The sequence below is a fragment of the Fusobacteria bacterium ZRK30 genome, from assembly GCA_024628785.1.
Classification (GTDB): domain Bacteria; phylum Fusobacteriota; class Fusobacteriia; order Fusobacteriales; family Fusobacteriaceae; genus Psychrilyobacter.
Window position 1 is genome coordinate 2,188,996 of record CP102405.1, and the last position, 18,554, is coordinate 2,207,549.

General features: G+C 34.2%; 16 protein-coding genes and 1 pseudogene. 3 read left to right on the top strand and 14 right to left on the bottom strand.

Annotation, left to right across the window (positions count from 1 at the left end; all coding sequences use genetic code 11):
- Window positions 1-21: 21 nt before the first annotated feature.
- From NRK67_15640 to secG, 8 genes and pseudogenes are all read right to left on the bottom strand, one after another.
- Entirely contained in the window at window positions 22-1,257 is a 1,236-nt protein-coding gene (locus tag NRK67_15640; protein ID UUV18702.1) for a hypothetical protein, read from the bottom strand.
- Window positions 1,254-1,646 (bottom strand): hypothetical protein, encoded by a 393-nt coding sequence (locus NRK67_15645; GenBank protein UUV18703.1) that lies wholly within the window; start codon window positions 1,644-1,646, stop codon window positions 1,254-1,256. Before NRK67_15645 ends, NRK67_15640 begins: the two co-directional genes overlap by 4 nt.
- An 85-nt stretch (window positions 1,647-1,731) precedes the next feature.
- A pseudogene (locus NRK67_15650) lies at window positions 1,732-1,860 on the bottom strand (GxxExxY protein).
- 100 nt (window positions 1,861-1,960) lie between these two features.
- Entirely contained in the window at window positions 1,961-3,013 is a 1,053-nt protein-coding gene (ispG, locus tag NRK67_15655; GenBank protein UUV18704.1) for a flavodoxin-dependent (E)-4-hydroxy-3-methylbut-2-enyl-diphosphate synthase, read from the bottom strand.
- Window positions 3,000-3,911, bottom strand: a complete 912-nt coding sequence (locus NRK67_15660; GenBank protein ID UUV18705.1) for an ankyrin repeat domain-containing protein — start codon at window positions 3,909-3,911, stop codon at window positions 3,000-3,002. The genes ispG and NRK67_15660 overlap by 14 nt, the downstream gene beginning before the upstream one ends.
- 501 nt (window positions 3,912-4,412) lie before the next feature.
- Window positions 4,413-6,224, bottom strand: coding sequence for a translational GTPase TypA (typA, locus tag NRK67_15665; GenBank protein ID UUV18706.1), 1,812 nt, complete (start codon window positions 6,222-6,224; stop codon window positions 4,413-4,415).
- 42 nt (window positions 6,225-6,266) lie between these two features.
- Entirely contained in the window at window positions 6,267-7,508 is a 1,242-nt protein-coding gene (locus tag NRK67_15670) for a replication-associated recombination protein A (GenBank protein UUV18707.1), read from the bottom strand.
- A gap of 170 nt (window positions 7,509-7,678) precedes the next feature.
- Window positions 7,679-7,903 carry a preprotein translocase subunit SecG gene (gene secG, locus NRK67_15675; protein UUV18708.1) on the bottom strand — a complete coding sequence of 75 codons (225 nt, stop codon included), beginning with the start codon at window positions 7,901-7,903 and terminating at the stop codon, window positions 7,679-7,681.
- A 960-nt stretch (window positions 7,904-8,863) separates the two neighbouring features.
- Here secG and NRK67_15680 point away from each other — a divergent pair.
- From NRK67_15680 to NRK67_15690, 3 genes are read left to right on the top strand one after another with little or no spacing between them, the layout of a single operon-like run.
- Window positions 8,864-10,693 carry an immune inhibitor A gene (locus tag NRK67_15680; protein UUV18709.1) on the top strand — a complete coding sequence of 610 codons (1,830 nt, stop codon included), beginning with the start codon at window positions 8,864-8,866 and terminating at the stop codon, window positions 10,691-10,693.
- Between the two features lie 40 nt (window positions 10,694-10,733).
- Window positions 10,734-11,591: a hypothetical protein gene (locus NRK67_15685; protein UUV18710.1), complete on the top strand. Its 858-nt coding sequence runs from the start codon at window positions 10,734-10,736 to the stop codon at window positions 11,589-11,591.
- A 24-nt stretch (window positions 11,592-11,615) separates the two neighbouring features.
- The gene (locus NRK67_15690; GenBank protein ID UUV18711.1) at window positions 11,616-11,942 is read left to right on the top strand and encodes a hypothetical protein; all 327 of its coding nucleotides are present in this window, start codon (window positions 11,616-11,618) and stop codon (window positions 11,940-11,942) included.
- Window positions 11,943-11,989: 47 nt separating this feature from the next.
- Here NRK67_15690 and NRK67_15695 read toward each other — a convergent pair whose 3' ends face one another.
- The 6 genes from NRK67_15695 to NRK67_15720 form a co-directional block, all read right to left on the bottom strand.
- Window positions 11,990-13,108 (bottom strand): ABC transporter permease, encoded by a 1,119-nt coding sequence (locus NRK67_15695; protein UUV18712.1) that lies wholly within the window; start codon window positions 13,106-13,108, stop codon window positions 11,990-11,992.
- A 307-nt stretch (window positions 13,109-13,415) separates the two neighbouring features.
- Window positions 13,416-14,606, bottom strand: a complete 1,191-nt coding sequence (locus NRK67_15700; protein ID UUV18713.1) for an HlyD family efflux transporter periplasmic adaptor subunit — start codon at window positions 14,604-14,606, stop codon at window positions 13,416-13,418.
- A 541-nt stretch (window positions 14,607-15,147) separates the two neighbouring features.
- The gene (locus NRK67_15705; GenBank protein UUV18714.1) at window positions 15,148-16,392 is read right to left on the bottom strand and encodes a TolC family protein; all 1,245 of its coding nucleotides are present in this window, start codon (window positions 16,390-16,392) and stop codon (window positions 15,148-15,150) included.
- The gene (locus NRK67_15710; protein UUV18715.1) at window positions 16,304-17,089 is read right to left on the bottom strand and encodes a hypothetical protein; all 786 of its coding nucleotides are present in this window, start codon (window positions 17,087-17,089) and stop codon (window positions 16,304-16,306) included. The genes NRK67_15705 and NRK67_15710 overlap by 89 nt, the downstream gene beginning before the upstream one ends.
- A complete protein-coding gene (locus tag NRK67_15715) occupies window positions 17,089-17,814 on the bottom strand; it encodes a CpsD/CapB family tyrosine-protein kinase (GenBank protein UUV18716.1) in 726 nt (241 codons plus the stop codon). The genes NRK67_15710 and NRK67_15715 overlap by 1 nt, the downstream gene beginning before the upstream one ends.
- Window positions 17,814-18,554, bottom strand: coding sequence for a Wzz/FepE/Etk N-terminal domain-containing protein (locus NRK67_15720; GenBank protein UUV18717.1), 741 nt, complete (start codon window positions 18,552-18,554; stop codon window positions 17,814-17,816). Before NRK67_15720 ends, NRK67_15715 begins: the two co-directional genes overlap by 1 nt.

Consider the following 18,554-nt stretch of genomic DNA (forward strand, 5'->3'; position numbering starts at 1 on the left):
CGCAACAAACTCATAAAAAGTTTATTTTTTCTCCTCAATATAAGAAAAAATAATTTTTTTCTTACTATTTTTATCAATATCTAATTTAAATCTAATTATTCTATTGGATATTTTTTCATATTTTTCCTGAGATCTTAGTTTAGTCCAGACTTCTGGCAGCTGATCGTAATTTATTTCCAAATTTATTTTGTCCTCACCGGTATTTTTTATTTCAATCTCAATCTCTTTTTTTATCAGGTTATTTCCCAAAGAGTAACTGTTTTTTATTTTTTTCTCTACCACAACATTAAAACTTTTATTTAATTTCAGATCATAATTTTCTCCGCTGGGAATAAATCCCACATTTGAATCTCCTATATATTTTTTATTGTTCCATACATATATCCTCCCCATGGGAATGGTTGTCTCTCCTATGTTTTTTACCTCCACTACCCTAGTTGGATTTTTAGAATATTCTCTAGTCCAATATACATATTTTTCGGCTAAACTTATTTTTTTCGTCTCTAATTTTATATTTTTTTCACTATTTTTTTTGAGGTCAAGTTTGTCTTTTAACTTATATTCTATTCTATCGTTAGATTCATTTATGGAGATACTATCTGCCATTGCAGATTTCATCATATAGGCCCTTGGTGTTGAAAGTTCAGATATAATTTTTACCTCTGTATCCTTTAAATCTTCCCCCATATTGTTATAGACCTTTCCCCATGTTTCCAGGTTCATCTCATCTATATCCAATCTATGGAAGATATTTAGATTTAATCCTCCCGTTATATAGGACAAATTTATTTTTTTCTCCAATTTTTCTACATCCATTACCAGCTTATTCTCAGTTTTTATATGGGCATTACTCAATTTGAGATCCGGATTATTTAAGATATAGATCTCCCCTGTCTTTATGTCTTTTCCGACTATATTTTTTCCGTAATCAAGGAGTACCAGCTCATAGATCTTCCCGTCTTTTTCAGCCTGAATAATCTTCCCCAGATAAGATTTTAATATGGAGCTGGAATCTGGATTTTTTTCTAATTCCACCCCTTTGAGATCTCCTCCTATCAAATTAATAGAACTGATATCTATATTTTTAGAAACTCCTTCATAGGTTATTCTGTCTTTATCTCCATCATCTTTTAACTCCAAAGATTCATTGACAATTACCTTATTAGGATATATTATAATTTCTCTATCCTTTGTATTTTCAACCCTGTATGCAAATAAATTTATAGACCACAATAAAAATAAAGCTGTTTTTTTCATAACTCTCCTCCTATCTCTATTATTTCAGCACTGTTCCCGTTTAACTTAACAATAGAATCTTTTTCTATTTTGATCTTTTCATTGGACCGCTGGTCTACATCATTATCATTTCTTTTACTCGGCCCTCCTACACTGACACCAATACTTATATAACTTCTAGGATTCCAACTCACTGAATACTCCCCTGGTGTCAGATAATATTCATGGCCTAAGCTAGCTATATCACCACTTAAAAAGATCCTCTCAGCTCTCCCTTCAAACCTTATCTTTACAGCTCCTTCAAAATCTTGGTTTTTTAATATCTTTCCCTCTTTCATCTTCTTTTTTTCTGTAGAACTGCATGCCATCATAAGTAGTAATATTGCCATTATAAATATAATTTTTTTCATATTCCCCTCCTATTACCTCCAGAAAGACATTAAAAACTAACTTTTAAATATGAACCCAATAAAAAAATTAAATATATACATCAATTTTTTCTAATTCATAACATAAACACCTTTCATAAGTAGATTCTAATAACCTTGGTCCCAATTCTTTATGAACTTTAATAGCTAATCCAATCACTTTATAAGATAGTTTTTCAAATTCTTTATTTTTCATCTAGATCTCTCGCTCTATTTATTTTTCTTCGTGACCTCCGTGTCCAATCCTTTAAGCTTAATTTCAATGATCATCGAAAATATCATAAGAAGGAAGAGTCTTAGTTCTCCTCATCCTCCTCTATTAACTTCTGCAGCTCCTCCAAAATTTCATCCTCTTTAACTGTTTTTATTACTTTCCCCTTTTTAAACAAGACTCCTACACCATTTCCGCCGGCTACACCGTAGTCAGCTTCCCGTGCTTCTCCGGGACCATTTACCACACATCCCATGACAGCTATCTTAACCTGTTTCCCGTAGTCAGAAAACTTTTCCTCTACTTTCTTAGTCAATCCTATCAAATCAATCTCTGTTCTCCCACAGGTAGGGCATGAGATGATCTCTGTTCCTGCTTCTCCTATCCCCAATACTTTTAATATCTCTTTGGCTACACCTATCTCCTCTGTGGGATCTTCTGTCAATGATACTCGGATAGTATCTCCTATCCCGTCTATTAAAAGACTTCCTATTCCTATGGCTGATTTTATACTCCCCTGAAAATAAGTTCCTGCCTCAGTCACTCCCAGGTGTAACGGGTAATCTATCTTATCAGCTATTATTTGATAGGCTTTTCTCATTATCTTTACATTACTTGCCTTTAAAGAGATTATTATATTTTCAAACCCATATTTTTCCAATAGATTTATATGATACATCCCACTCTCAACCAGGGCTTCAGGTGTTACTTTCCCATATTTTTTTAAGATCTCTTTTTCCAGTGATCCCCCGTTCACTCCTATCCTGATGGGGATATTATATTCTTTGGCTTTTTCCACGACCTCTTTTACCCTCTCATCGGATCCTATATTTCCCGGATTTATACGAAGTTTATCTATCCCATTTTCTATTGCCAGCAACGCTAATTTATAATCAAAATGAATATCTGCCACCAGGGGAATATTAATTTGTTTTTTTATCTCCTTTATAGCTTCTGCTGCTGCCTTATTGTTTACAGTCACCCTTACCAACTGACATCCCAGATCTTCCAGCTTCTTTATCTGAGCCACTGTTCTTTCTACATCTGTTGTATTTGTATTTGTCATAGACTGGATAATTACATCTTCACTTCCGCCTATATAGATATCTCCTACCTTTATTCTTTTAGTATTTTTCATCTTCTTTCACTCCCATCTTTAACAATAATTCTATCATCTTTTCATCTTTATTTTCCCGGGCGATCCCCATAGGTGTATCCCCGTAGGAGGAATAATTTTTATCTCCGCCTGCTTTTATTATATCTTCTACTGCATGGTAATATGAGTTAGATATACTTCGAAGGTATACCTCCCCCAATACATTTTCTCCATCTTTATTTTTATAGTATAGATTCAGATCTTTACTCAGAAACATTTTAATAATATCCTCATCATATGCATAGTATACAGCTGAATTTCTCCTGTCATCTGTTAGATTTATATCAGCTTTATTTTCTATAAGGAGTTTTACTACCTCTTTATTTTTTCTCACAACTGCCCACATCAATGGAGTCCAACGATCTCTGTCTGCTATATTTAGATCAGCTCCCTCTGAGATCAATTTTTCCACATAGCTGTTATGTTTTTCCTTAATAAACTTTATAATCAGAGGCTCCCCTAAATTATCTACATAATTTATATCTATCCCTGCCTCTACCAGAATATCCAGAGATTTTTTAGTTTTTACAAAGTCTACAGCTCTTTTGGTAGCTTGGTAGGACGTTGTATTTTTCCTTTTTTTAAGAGGGGTTTCTGTCTCTAAATCTACCCCATAGGAGATGATCTCCTTCAGACTTTTCAAACTGTTATTTTTTACTATCTTCATCAGGAGAGTTTCCCCATCTTTACTTATATAGTTAGGATCAAATCCATTCTCAAAAAATAATCTTAAACTCATGGCATCATCCAGATCTATACTCTGTTCTACCATGGAATATGGTATCTCTATCTTATCCACCTCTATAGTTTTTTCTTTCTGCAGACCACTGCAGGACAATAGGAGTGTTCCCAGTATTATAGTTATCAATATTTTTTTCATAAAACCTCCTATATAAATAATTTAAATCATCTTAGATTTTTTTATCTTGAAACTATTTTGTCACGAATTACACAAATTTAAAATCTAAAGTCCTTACACGAAGATCACTAAGAATAAACTAAAGAGTTCACTAAGAGAATCTCTTTTTCTTGGTTTTAAATGAAGTTTATAGTCGTTAAGCTCCAGCTCTCTGTTTCTACAATGACGATTGTGTATTACTCAACTAAGACAATTATAAATCTTCTTGATCCTCTTTGGTTCTGTTTCTCAGATCAAGCTGAGAAATGAACCCAGTTAAGGGCGGAACCCTTAGAATTTTCTTCTTGTATCGCTAATTAAAAACTTACTAACACATAACTAAAACTTAAAGTTTTGCAAAACTAAACTTTTTTTTCATAAATTATATAATAGCATTAAAAACTTTTAACTCTCCCTTTAATTGTACATTATTTTATATAAAAAAAATAGATGTGATTTTTAATCACATCTATTTAAAGTTATCTATCTAACTGTTCCTCTAGCTGCTCTCTTTCTGTCACCCTCTGTTAAGAATTTCTTTCTCATTCTGATACTTTCAGGTGTGATCTCTACTAACTCATCGTCAGCAATATATTCTAATGCTTGCTCTAATGTAAACTCTCTACCTGGAGCTAATTTTGTAACTGCATCTGTTCCAGAAGCTCTCATATTTGTAAGCTGCTTTCCTCTAGTTACGTTAACTGTAAGGTCATTTTCTCTAGAATGTTCACCTATGATCATTCCCTCATATACTTCTAATCCAGGGTTAGCAAATAAAGTTCCTCTAGATTGTACATTTCCTAATGAATATGCAGTAGTTGTACCTTTTTCAATAGAGATTAATACTCCTCTTTGTCTAGTTGGTACTTCACCTTTATATGGCTCATAGTCGAAGAATGAATGGTTTAATATTCCTGTTCCTCTAGTTTCAGTCAAAAATTCATTTCTGAATCCGATAAGTCCTCTTGCAGGTACTTTGAATTCTAATCTTGTATATCCGTCAGTTCCTTGAACCATGTTGATCATTTCACCTTTTCTGATCCCTATCTTCTCGATTACTACACCAGTGAATTCATCTGCAACGTCAATTATTGCTAATTCGATAGGTTCACACTTAACACCATCGATATCTCTCATGATAACTTGAGGTTTAGCTACCTGTAATTCAAATCCTTCTCTTCTCATATTTTCTATTAATATAGATAATTGAAGTTCTCCTCTACCTTTTACTGTGAATGCATCAGCAGATTCAGTTTTTTCTACTACCATACTTACATTATGTTCTACTTCCTTCATTAATCTGTCTAAGATGTTTCTAGAAGTTACAAATTTTCCTTCTCTTCCAACGAATGGAGAAGTACTTACCATAAATGTCATTGCTAATGTAGGTTCATCTATATCGATCAACGGTAATGCCATTGGGTTAGTTCTATCTGCTACTGTCTCACCGATATCAAACTTCTCTGTTCCGGCAACTGTAACGATATCTCCACATACTGCTGTATCTAACTCTATTCTATTCATTCCTTCAGCACCAAATATTCTAGTGACCTTGAAGTTTACCATTTCTCCGTCTCTTTTGATTAAAGTTACTTCCTGGTTTTTCTTTAAAACACCGTTATGGATTCTTCCAGTTGCTAATTTTCCTAAGTAATTATCTGGAGCTATGTTAGTCACTAACATTTGTAATGGAGCTTCAGGATCTCCTTCAGGATCTTTTACATGCTTAACTATTGTTTCAAATAACGGTTGCATGTTTAAATCTTCATCAGCAATTTCATACTTAGCGAATCCATTTTTTGCAGAAGCAAATAGTACCGGGAATTCTAATTGGTGATCGTTTGCTCCTAATTCAACAAATAGATCGAATACTAGGTCTACTACTTCTTCAGGAGTAGAGTTTGGTCTGTCGATCTTGTTTACTACAACAATTGGATTTAATCCATGCTCTAACGCTTGCTTTAATACGTATTTAGTTTGAGGCATTACACCTTCAAATGCGTCTACTAATAATAATACTGAGTCTACCATCTTTAATATTCTTTGTACTTCTCCACCAAAGTCAGCATGGCCTGGAGTATCTACTATATTTATCTTGTATCCTCCAAAATCAAGGGATGCATTCTTAGATAAGATTGTGATTCCTCTCTCTTTTTCTATATCGTTTGAGTCCATCGCTCTTTCAACAAGTTCTTCTCTGTCTCCGAATACTCCTGATTGTCTTAACATTGCATCTACTAATGTTGTCTTACCGTGGTCTACATGAGCTATAATAGCTATATTCTTTATGTTCACTGTGTCTCCTCTTTTGCCTCGTTTGGCATATATTTAATTATTTTATCTACTATATTTAGTCTTCCACAACTTATTTAATTTTTCTAAAATCAATCTTTCATTCTTATTGTTTTGCGGAAGGTAATAAACTTTATTATTTTTTTTATACTCCTGATATACGAAGTTCCCATCATATCCGTGGGGATATTTATAATCTTTTTTACCCAGATCTGTCAGGTGTGTCGGTACTTCCTCTATAACCCCATTTTTTATATCCATCATAGCCGAATTGATAGCCTCATATGAACTGGATGATTTAGAAGATATAGCCAGGTAGATAGTCACCTGTGACAATATAATTCTTACCTCGGGCATTCCTATTTTTTCACATGCCATGATAGCAGCATTTGCCATAGTGAGTCCTTCTGGATTAGCCAGTCCCACATCTTCCGATGCACTGATCAATAATCTTCTGGCAATATATCTGGGGTCTTCTCCCCCATCTAACATCTTGGCCAGCCAATAAACTGCAGCATCCGGATCCGATCCTCTGATACTTTTAATAAAGGCCGAGATGGTGTTATATTTATCTTCTTTTTTATGATAACCGGCTTTTCTCTTTTGAAGAAGGTTTTCCACTTCCTCCAAACTCATACTTTCTCCTACTTCTGAGATCAATTCCAAATAGTTTAAAGCTACCCTTCCGTCTCCGGCAGACAGCTCCTCAATATAAAGTTTTATCTCAGAATCCAATTTTATACCTTTATAAGTCAGCGCATTATCTATGAGTTTTAATATCTCATCCCTATTCAACTTCTCGAATTCAAAGATCATGGATCTCGAAAGGAGTGCATTATTAAGGACATAGTATGGATTTTCTGTAGTCGCTCCTATAAGAACTATGAGTCCGTCCTCTGTATGAGGTAGGAGTGCATCCTGCTGTAACTTATTAAATCTATGAATCTCATCTAAAAACAGAAGAGTTCTCTTATTTTCCAATTCCAGCCTTCTGTTGGCCCTGTCTATGACCTGTCTAAAATCATTTAAATTAGCAGTGGTCGCGTTTAGTTTTTCAAAACTATAGTCCAATTCATTTGAGATCAACACACCTAAAGATGTTTTTCCTGTCCCAGGAGGACCGAAAAATATAGAGTTGATCATCTTTCCCTTTTCTATTAATTTTCTTAAAACACTGCCTCTGCCTATGATTTTTTCCTGTCCTATATACTCATCTAAAGTTTCAGGACGCATAGAGTATGCCAGGGGTCTGATCCCATCATAATTTTTTTGAAAAAGTGTATTCATTTCGATCTCCATTATATCACAAATTTCATTATCTGTACAATATTAAAGCAATCACTTATTGCATTTAATCATGAATAATTATACCTTTAAATTATTCAATTTCTATATCATAATTTTTTATCCCATACACAATTAAAGAGGCTAATCCTTTACAGATCAGCCTCCTGTCTTTAGCTTACTAGATATAGTAATAATGCTACTATTAAAAATCCAGCTGCTACAAATTCAGTAGCTTTAGCTAGGGGTCCACCATCATCGTGTACACCAAAAATACTATTGGTAGCACCAGTTCCGATTCCACCACTCATACCCTTACTTCTGTCAGGTTGAATAATTACTAAAACAATTAAAGAGATAGCAAGTATAAATAAAATTACCGTTAAAAATGTAGCCATTTTTGCCCTCCTAAAAAACCTTTTCTTTCCTAACATTATAGCTCATTTTATCCTTTTTGTAAAAAAGTATTTAAAAAATATTTAAAACCTCTCAATGCAGAGACACAGAGTTCTCAGTGATTCTTTTCTTTTATCGCAAATGACACGAATTATATACGAATATTAAATTCAAAACCCTTACACTAAGCTCACGAAGTAACAGCTAGAGAGACCACTAAGAAAATCTTGTCTCTCTTCGTGACCTCCCTTTTTTCTCTGTGTTCTCCGTGTCCAATGTTTTCTATTTTGAATTTAATTTCTTTTTCAGATTCACTAGTATTAAAGATGGAATTTTTATCTCAAAATTCTCAGCTTATAAAATAAACTATAGATATTTTGGAGATACTCCTTGCGGGTAAAACCTTCTTTTTTGTCACGAATTACACGAATTTTAACGTAGAGGTAATTTATAGAACACGGACCTCTTCGAGATACACAAAAAACCTCCAATTTACACCGATAATTCTCTTCTCTTGGTTTTAACTGAAAAATAAAAATCTTGATTCTTCATAGCTTTTGATCCATGTATGTCATGGACATACGGGTTCTGTTTCTTTTTTCTTATCTTCATTTTAACCTATATAAATTTATGCTAATTGGTGGCTAAATTTTGCTAATGATTTTTTTCGTGATAATTCGTGACTAGTTTTTTTATCTTTAACCACAACATCTAATCTGATATAGAACTATAACTTTTACAGATAATAATTTTTATTTTAAAGGGAATCTCTAAAAAAGTAGTATAAATGATATATCTCGAACTTTTATTAAAAAACAATTAATTTCTTAAATTAAATAAAGGTACAAATCATAATTTGTACCTTTATTTAATGTCTATTTTTATTTGGAAAAGGTATGGAAAAGCAGTATAATTAGTATAACTTAAATTTTAACTAAACATTAAATTTTTAAGGAGGTTTTATGAAGGTCATAGTTTTGTTTTTCATCAGCTGGACACTTTTACTCGGAGAAACTTTTAAACCTCTTACAGTTTTAATAGATTTTCCCGACTACAGATACACCGATCTTCATAGGAGAGAAAGAGAACTGGTGAATCAGCGTAAGGGAGATAAATTTACTCCTGAGCTATATGCAAATATGTTTTTTGATCCTGAAAGTTATCTGTCTTATAATGGCAAAGAATTTATTTCTGCTAAAAAATATTTCACTATGGAATCTGGTGGGACCTACACATTAGAAGGAAGTGAAGATGATATCTATGGATGGTTTACAGCTCCTAAATCCATTGAATTTTACGGGAAAAATATCAGTGAGGAGGGTGACCGTATAAGAGCTGCCCACTTAGTCCGTCTGGCTGTTAATAAGTTAGTTGATAAAAAAATAGATTTTTCCCAATATGACAGAGATGAGGATGGTGTGATAGATGGCCTTATTCTCCTCTATGCAGGAAAAGGCGAACACCTTCCAAACTCCCTTGGAAGCCGGGCAATTTGGCCCCATTTTAACAGAATGCAAAATATATCATCAAGTAAATTTTATTATTTTAAAGATCACAATAATAACCTTTGGAAAATAGATAAATATGTTTTTATTCCACAAGATATTCCTTTGGATCTTTATATCCATGAGATAGGTCATTTTTTAAATTTGTCAGACCTGTACAAAGGCGAATCAACTATAGGTTATTGGTCTATAATGGGGGAACTCTACTGCGGTAAAATCCTTGGAAGTAAATTAAATTCTTTGGGTGGTTATCACAGATACAACCTCCAAACAAAAAGTAGCAATAAAAATATCCCTGCTTTTTGGGCTGGGGTTATAAACTATAATTTAAATGAAATAATAAAAAAAGATAAATATATTAAACTTCATAACACCAATCATAAAAAATCTAATAACCTCATAAAAATAGATCTTCCAGGAAAAAGAATAGATGTTCCTGCAGAGGGAAGAGATCTCTACTATACCGATAATTACCTTAACCCAGACAGTAATATTACGTTTTCTGTTTTTCTTCCCAAGGATACAGATAATGTCTTAAAGTTTGATGCCTGGTTTAATTCTAAACCGGAGAAAGAGATAGAAAAAGTTTATATCCGCCCAAGTGGAGAAGAACACTGGCTCTTATTAAAAAATAAAAATAGCAAAAATAATAAAAGAGGGACATGGATCCCCTTGGAGTTTGATTTAAATTCATTTAACGGAAAATTTGTAGAAATTATGGTAAGTCTGGTCCCCTATAAGAATGAGGGCCCAAAAGGAGCCTATATAGCAGATCTAATGGTCATGTCCGATACCATTAAAAAATTTGACCTGAAAACTACCCAAAAAACATTTACTCACGATGGTTTTATTCACAGCTTTGGTGGTGACCTATTAAAAAAATATATCTTAATTGAGTATAGAAATCCTATAGACAAACGTATAGACGAAGGACTTCTCCGGACTAAATTAAATATTCCCTATAGAAAGGGTCTTTTAATATGGTATATAGATGAAAGTTATTCCAATTCTAATCAGTTGGTAAATATCCTTCCCTCAAATGAAAAAATGCTCTATGAAATTATAGATGGAGACCTGATCAAACTAAAATTAAAACCGTATATCGTATCCAGCTGGACTTTTTCCTCCATAGATACTAAAGAAATGGGAGTTGTTGGAGAAAAAAGAGTTTTTTATAGGGAACAGATTCATGGTTCAAGTTCATTTCTTATAAAAAAACATCTCCAAATTAAAATATTAGAAGAAAATAAAGGCGATATTAAATTAATAATAAGTTATAAAAAATAAATACATTCAATAAAATTTACTATATAAAGGGAGGAAAATTATGAATTTGAAAAAAACTATTATTTTAGGAGGGCTTTTAATAAGCACCCTTGCCATGGCTGAAAATGCAGCCAATATCGCTGCTTCATCCAGTGCACTTTCAGAGTTAAAGGAGATCTCCAAGGAAAAAAAATCTGACAAACTATTTTATTTAGTAGATGATTTCAGCGGTCTTGCCACTGCCCCTGGATTTTCTTTCGGAGCTCCATCGGGGTTAGTTCCTGGATTCGGAACAGCCTTTATGGGTCTTGCCGGAACTTCTTACAGTGACGATACCGATGGTGCATTAGCCTTTGGGGGAGGTTTTGGAGATCCGATTAAATCTGTGGGAGGAGCAGCATCTCTCTCTGTAGGTAGTATCGATCCCCGGGATGGAGGAGCTTTTAACAGAGGTTCTGCCAACCTTAGTTTAGGTAAGACTTTTACAGCTTATGGTTTGGGAGCTGCTATAGGAGTTTCCAACGTTGACCTGTGGCACGATACCGGCGATGACAAACTAGACCCCAGTTATTATGCTGCCATAACAAAACTTCTGCCAAACAATGTCGCTCCGGTTATTATAACTGCAGGGGTAGGAAGCAACAGTTATGCCGATATCAGCAAAGACGATATTGAGACTACCAGAAACGAAAGAGAACATAAATGGGGAGAATTTATTTCAGGAGCAGTATATATCCATCCTCAAATGAGTTTAGTATTAGATTATACCTCTGGTATCACTACCTTTGGTACCAGTATAGTTCCTATGCCAAACTACCCTGTTTCTATAGGGTTGGCTGCCCAGGATCTCTTCAAAGAGGATAAAGCTGTAGATGAGGTTAAATTTTTAGGTACATTGTCGGTAGGTTTCGCATTCTAATTTTTTACAATGGAGGTAATTTATATGAAAAAGATATTTTTAATATTTGCCCTCACTGCTCTCATGAGTATAGGGGCAAATGCTGAGGAAAATAGTAATGATAATAATGTACAAGCACAGCAGCAGGGAGATGTTACAGCTACTGCTGCCCCTGCTCCTCAAAGCAACCTTGCAGATTCATTTATGGCTGCTTTTGGGATGGAAGTAGATGCCGGCGGCAGCGGTGATGCCGGTCCTGGTATGGGAGAAGGAAGTTCCGGAGGTACAATGGCAGTAGGAATGTCTACTATTTCAACTACTTCTACCAATCAGGTAACACCACCTTTCACACCGTACAGCTATCAGAAATAATTTTTTATAAAAAAAGCTCTCAATCTTGAGAGCTTTTTCTTCTCTTTCTAAATCTTCATGGCCTCTACAGGCTGGAGCTTGGCTGCTTTGTACGCCGGAAGACTCCCAAAAACTATCCCCAGCCCGACCGAAGTTACAAACACAGTCACTATCTGATCGACATAATAGATAGATGGAATTCCTATTACCTTACCAACTACATATGCTCCTCCACATCCAAAGACAATTCCTATCCCCCCCCCTATGGTAGAAAGAACGGTAGATTCCAGTAAAAATATCTTCAGTATATTTTTTTCACTCATCCCCATAGTTCTCAGGATTCCTATACTGGGAGTCATCTCTCGGACCGAATTTAACAATAAATTGCTTATCCCCAGCCCTCCCATTACAAGGGCTACTATCCCCACTGCTCCCAAGAATATATTAATCATGTTTTTTATCTTTTCAATTTTTTGATATCTGACATTTCCTTCCAGGACCGTATACCTGTTCCTGTAATTTTTTCTGGACAATATCTCGATCAAATAATCTGTAGTCTCCTCTATATCTTCTCTATCCCTGTAGGTAACTACCACCGTATTTATACTTCTGGTACTTCCTAAATTATTATATTCATCTATATCCATGTATATAGTTCCTATTCCCAGGGTACTTCCCAAGTCTTCCCTGTATACTCCTGTTACCCGGAGCTCTACAGGTTTTCCTGTACTTAGGTTTATTTGAAATATTTTTCCTACTGCATGGGATGTCTTAAATATTTTTTCAGCAGTTTTATTTCCTATCAATACTTCCCTGCCTCTAATATTACTGCTCCCTTCTACCTCTAATTCCTTACCCTGGATGGCAGATTTAGTATACCCTTCTACCTTTATCTTATTCAGTTCATCATAATTAACTGTCATATTCATCTCAGGAGAAAATACATAGTCCACTATAGGCATATTTTCCAGTAGTTTTATATCTTCCAGGTTATATCCCCGGCTGCTCCCTATTAGAACTCTGTTCTCTGCTATGCTGGCCAGATCTTTTTTTACTGCTGCTTCTCCTCCGCTGGATATGGCAAAAATTCCCATAATGGACGCTACCCCTATTATTATTCCCATAAGGGGTGCTGCACTACGGAGTTTATTACCTATAATAATTTTTTTTACCATCCAAAAAACCATATTTTTTCTCCTTTAAACTTTTTATACAAATTAAAATTATTGCCGTAGATTATTAAAACCGAATTTCTTATACTAAGATCACTAGGAAAAAACTAGAGAACTCTCTAAGAGAATCTTCTTTCTTGCTTTTAAACGAAGTTTATAGTCATTTTGCTTCAGCAGTAATGTTTCTACAATGACGATCGTGACTTACTTTCTAAGACAAGATGATTTTAGGTTTGTTTTCTCTATTTTGAGATTCATATTTAAAATTCATTCTAAGGTAGAATTAATTTTGATACTCATGAAATCTCCATAAAAGAAAGAGTTATTTTACCATTACCTTCTCCCCATCTCTCACCTTAAACGGATTTACAACTACTTCCATCCCTTCTGGCAGATTCAAAACTTCATATTTAGACAGGGTCTTTATCCCTGTCTGTATTTCTACCTTTCTGGCCCTGTTGTTTTCAACGATATAAACATAATTTTTTCCATTTTCCTCTATTACAGAAAAAGCATCCACTACATTTATCCCGTTAAGTGCCTTCCCGGATATTTCTACTCCTACACTGACTCCCGGCAGCAGACCTATAGATCCGTCTAATTCTACAGTGGCAGTCAGATATCTTTCCTCATTGTTTCCATTTTTTATTACCTGAGCTATACTTGATATAGAAACTACTTTACCGCTATACTTTTTCTCCTCCAATGAACCTTTAGAAATAATATCTACACCTGCTCCCGTACTTACCCCTTGAGATTGATAGATAGGTATAAGCACCTTTACCTCTAGTCCACTGTCTAGAGATGCAAAGTTTAATAACGATTTCCCCGGAACTGCCATCATCCCATTCTCCACAAAAACTTCTGTTATTATCCCATTTTCCGGAGCTGTCATATTCTGACTCATCTCCTTCAATTCTTCATTTAAACTATTTGATTTAATCTTTAACCTCTGTTTGGCAAGGGATATATCCTGAATTACATTGTTGTATTCCAAATCTTTTAATGCCGCATCGGTAATATATTTGTTAGCTTCCAAAGAAGATACTCCGTCCTGCTCCAATAATTCTTTCATAGTTTCAGCCGTACTGTTGGCATTATTCAGCTGGAATTTCACAACCTTTTCCCTTCTCTCTAACTCTGTTACCTGCTTTTCCAAAACTTCAACTTCTAATTTTTTTTCTTCCAGCTTCATAAAAATATTGGAAACTCCTGTATTTTTAAATCCGTCGGTTCCTACACCGCTGAACCTGATCAGCTCATCTCCTTTTTTTATCATAGTTCCAGACTGAATCTTTACCTCTTCTATCATCATGGGAACTTTTTTATACAACCCATAGGTTTTCTTGGCATAAACTATCCCCTCAAATTTTAAATTTTCAGAAATATTTTCATTACTTATCCTTACCATCCTCACTGAAGCTGTATCTTTATTATTTTTATTTTTTAATACTGCATAGCCCCCCCCGATAACCAGAAGAGCTGTTACAGCTATAATTATTTTCTTTTTCATCTTCATCTCCCTAAATATATTTATCTTTTTTCTTTAAAAACTTAAAAGCTCTCCGTCACGAATTACACAAATTAAAGATTCTATTGCTAGAGTACAGAAGTTTTAAACCTAATTTTTTTGACACGGATCTTTATGTATCTAAAATCTAATTAATACGAATCCTTTAGAACTTTCTTTTTGTCGCAGATTTCTAAAACCTAAACCTCTACACTAAGCCCACAAAGAAATAACCAGAAAGTTCACTAAGAAATTCTTTTTTCTTAGTTTAAAGCGAAGTTTATAGTCGTTGAGCTCCAGCCCTCTGTTTCTACAATAACGATCGTGTATTACAATGCAAAGACAATTATAAACTTTCTTTGGTTCGTTTCTTGTGTTAATCACATTCAAAATTAGATTTAGTTACATCTAATTTTGATAATCGTGAATCGTAAATGAACCCGTATTAAAGAGGGACTCTTTAGAACCTTCAACCTAAAGTCTATAGTCATTATGCTTTGGTTTCTCCATACGAGGAATGAAAACTAGGAGGAAGAGGGGTCCCTTATCTCCACGCGTTTTCATATGTATCTATAGCTAACATAAGTTCCCTCTGGAGGGTATAGTAACCTTCCTCTGCTGCTCTTAATTTATCTATACTGTCTAAATATTCAAATGAACTCATAAGGGAGTTATTATATCTCAGTGTATCTATCTCTGCATTTTCATCAGCTATTTCCACCTTTATATTCTGTGCTTCCAGCTGCTTAGATAGAGTAATCATATTACTGTATTTTTCCTTGAGTTCCAGTTTTACCTCATCCTTCATCTTTGTCAGATCTATATTTGCCTGATCTACCCTATATTGGTTTTGAGCCACAGTATCCATATCTGCACCCCAATTAAATACATTCCAATTAAATCCTACACCTATTCTATAAGAATCCAGTCCATCGCTGTCTCTCTTGAAATTCTTTTCAAATCCCAATCCTACCTTTGGATAGTACGCTGCTCTGGCTATATTTACATCGATCTCACTTTCTTGGAGATTTATCTCTGTTTTTTTAACCTTACTTCCTTCATTCAATGCCTTGGCAATATCCTCTTCCAATAAAAATTTATTTAGATCCAAAGTTTTATAATCAAACTCTGCTATGTTTAAAGGTTCGTCCATAGATATTCCTAAGAGTATCTGTAGTTCATATGTTTTTATTTCAGACTGTTGTTTTACACCTAGAAGTGTCACTTCATTACTCAATATATCACTCTTTACCCTAAGTACATCTGATTTTTTTACCAGTTTATTGTTATTATAAAGTTTTTCCAATCTTTCCCTCTGCTTGTTCAGGGTATTGTTGACTCCTTCCAGAATATCCGCCTGTTTATTTAAATTTAATACCTCAAAATATTTTGCTATAATATCTTTTCTTATGTCATATTTCAATAAAATATTGGTCAAAGATATTTTTTCCGATTCCAATTTAGATTTTTTATATTCATTGGTAAGCTTTCCACCTGTAAAAAGAGGCATATAAATTCTAGCTTCTACTCCTACACTTTTGTCAAAAGGGTTCAAATTATCATCATATGGTGCATCCCCTTCATCCATACTGAGAGATATCACAGGTAAAAATGCTTTCATTCTCTTTTTTTCTTCTAGTTTTTTTATATCCAGAGTAATTCTTTCCCTTCTTATTTCCGGGTTTTCATTTTCTGCAATCTTAAGTGCTTCTTCTAAATTTAATTCTTTTGAAAAAACATTTAATGAAGTTATCGTCATCAATGCCAGTATCATAAATTTTTTTTTCATCTATAGTCCCCTCTATATCCTCGTTATTTACTATTTTTTCCGGATTACTTCTAAGTAACCTTCCCCTAGTTTCTCTACCTAATCTATCGTCTATCTCTGTCATTATATCTTCCAGTTCATAGTTCCTGTATTTTTTGTCATGAACATCACTGGCCAGAATATCTATAAGATCTAGTTCTATCCATCTGTATATCTCTTTTTTATTTCTCAGGGATTTGAGATTTACCTGGATTACAACCCCCATTTTTTTTAATTCATATAAGGTTTTTACTTTTATAAATGGATATCTCTCTACATGAGCCAAAACCGGTTTATATCCCAGACTTATGATCTTTTCCAATGATTTTTTTAATGCTATCTCTGTCATTCCCGGGATGGCTTCCACCAAAAGATAGTTAGTTCTATTCAGAGTTTTTACTTTTTTTTCTTTTAATGCCCGGAGGCCTTCCAAATCCAGAAAAAGTTCATTTCCCTCTAGAAGTTCTATCTCCACTTTATCTATCTCCAATTGATCTCTTAACTTTTTTAAAACTCTGTCATAATTTTTATTTTCATATTTGCCTGCTCTATAGTGGGAGGTACAACATATCTTCCTATATCCTAATTTTTGAGCGGACAAGATCAACTCCAAAGATTCTTCTATATCTTTAGAGCCGTCATCTATCTTAGGTAAAATATGACAGTGAAGATCTATCATTATTTTTCCCCTTTTATATATTCCTCATAGTAACTATAATTATTGTTATAATATCCATAATTTCCATATGAATAACCTCTTTTATCTATTTTATTTACTACTGTTCCGTATATATTAGCCCTGGCTCTGTCCAGCATCTTCTTAGACTGGAGCAGTTCTTTTTTGGAAACCATATCATATCCGCAGACATACACTACTCCGTCAGAATATTCTGAAAGAATTACTGCATCTGTAGCTACTGTAAGGGGAGGTGTATCCAGCACTATAAGGTCATACTTTTCCCTAAGTCTCTTTAATAAACCTTTCATCTTATTTCCTAAAAATAACTCAGTTACATTCTGCCTGAGATGTTTAGAAGGGAGGATATCCAGATTTTCTTCTATATTTTTTAAGATTACATCCTCTACTTTTTTATCTCCCATAAGAACGCTTCCCATACCATGGTCTATCTCAATTCCAAAACTGCTGTGAGCCCGGGGTCTTCTTATATCACAATCTACCAACAGCACCTTTTCCCCACTTATAGCTACAGACATGGCATAGTTAGCAGCTATGGTACTCTTCCCTTCCTTCGGGATAGTACTTGTAAAGACAACTACCCTGTTTTCTTTTTCTTCCATAAAATGTATATTGGTCCTTAGAACCCTGAGAGATTCTGCCAGATGACTATCCTGGTCCCCTTTAAAAAAAATCTTTCTTTTACTTGATATATGCTTATCTTCCATTATTTTTCTCCTGCCTTTTCAATATTAAAATCCGGTATATTAGCTAAAACTGAACACCCCATTATTTTTTCTATGTCTTCAGGTTTTCTTAACTTACTATGTAAAAATTCCATCATAAAGGCTACGAAAACTCCAATCATAACTCCTAATACCATTGAAACTGCCAATATAAGAGTTCTTTTTTTAGGCAGAGCCTTATCGGGTATCGATGCTTTTTCAACAATCTTTAGATTTTCAAAGCTCATTACTTTTTTTATCTTTAAAATAAATTCTCCCGCTACCTCATTGGTTAAAAGGGCAGCTCTTTGGGCATTTTTATCTGTATAACTCAGCTTAATAAACTCCGTATCATTTACGGAAGTCACTTTCAATAATTTGGCTATCTCATCTGGTTCCATATCCAGGTCTAATTTCCTAATTACATTTTTCATAATACTCTTACTCTTGGCTATCTCTGTATAAGATGATACTAATTTCTGATTTTTAGAGATCTCCGCATTATCTAAGTTGTTTATCGAATAGATCTGTCCGCTGGATACCATAAGAGTGGCTTCAGCCTGATATATATCCGGTCTTGTCATGGCAAAAATAGTCCCCAATACAATTACCGGCAATGCACTCATCACAATAAGTTTCCAGCTTCTGATAAGGATGAAAACCAGATCCATCAGCTCTATTTCATCATCATCTTCTTCTTCCCATTCATACCTCAAATCTTCCTCTCTTTTTTTTCTCTTCAC

Coding starts and splice junctions, on each gene's coding strand:
- NRK67_15640 (UUV18702.1), bottom strand. CDS start 1,257: ATGAAAAAAACAGCTTTATTTTTATTGTGGTCTATAAATTTATTTGCA.
- NRK67_15645 (UUV18703.1), bottom strand. CDS start 1,646: ATGAAAAAAATTATATTTATAATGGCAATATTACTACTTATGATGGCA.
- ispG (UUV18704.1), bottom strand. CDS start 3,013: ATGAAAAATACTAAAAGAATAAAGGTAGGAGATATCTATATAGGCGGA.
- NRK67_15660 (UUV18705.1), bottom strand. CDS start 3,911: ATGAAAAAAATATTGATAACTATAATACTGGGAACACTCCTATTGTCC.
- NRK67_15670 (UUV18707.1), bottom strand. CDS start 7,508: ATGAATACACTTTTTCAAAAAAATTATGATGGGATCAGACCCCTGGCA.
- secG (UUV18708.1), bottom strand. CDS start 7,903: ATGGCTACATTTTTAACGGTAATTTTATTTATACTTGCTATCTCTTTA.
- NRK67_15680 (UUV18709.1), top strand. CDS start 8,864: ATGAAGGTCATAGTTTTGTTTTTCATCAGCTGGACACTTTTACTCGGA.
- NRK67_15685 (UUV18710.1), top strand. CDS start 10,734: ATGAATTTGAAAAAAACTATTATTTTAGGAGGGCTTTTAATAAGCACC.
- NRK67_15690 (UUV18711.1), top strand. CDS start 11,616: ATGAAAAAGATATTTTTAATATTTGCCCTCACTGCTCTCATGAGTATA.
- NRK67_15695 (UUV18712.1), bottom strand. CDS start 13,108: ATGGTTTTTTGGATGGTAAAAAAAATTATTATAGGTAATAAACTCCGT.
- NRK67_15700 (UUV18713.1), bottom strand. CDS start 14,606: ATGAAAAAGAAAATAATTATAGCTGTAACAGCTCTTCTGGTTATCGGG.
- NRK67_15705 (UUV18714.1), bottom strand. CDS start 16,392: ATGAAAAAAAAATTTATGATACTGGCATTGATGACGATAACTTCATTA.
- NRK67_15710 (UUV18715.1), bottom strand. CDS start 17,089: ATGATAGATCTTCACTGTCATATTTTACCTAAGATAGATGACGGCTCT.
- NRK67_15715 (UUV18716.1), bottom strand. CDS start 17,814: ATGGAAGATAAGCATATATCAAGTAAAAGAAAGATTTTTTTTAAAGGG.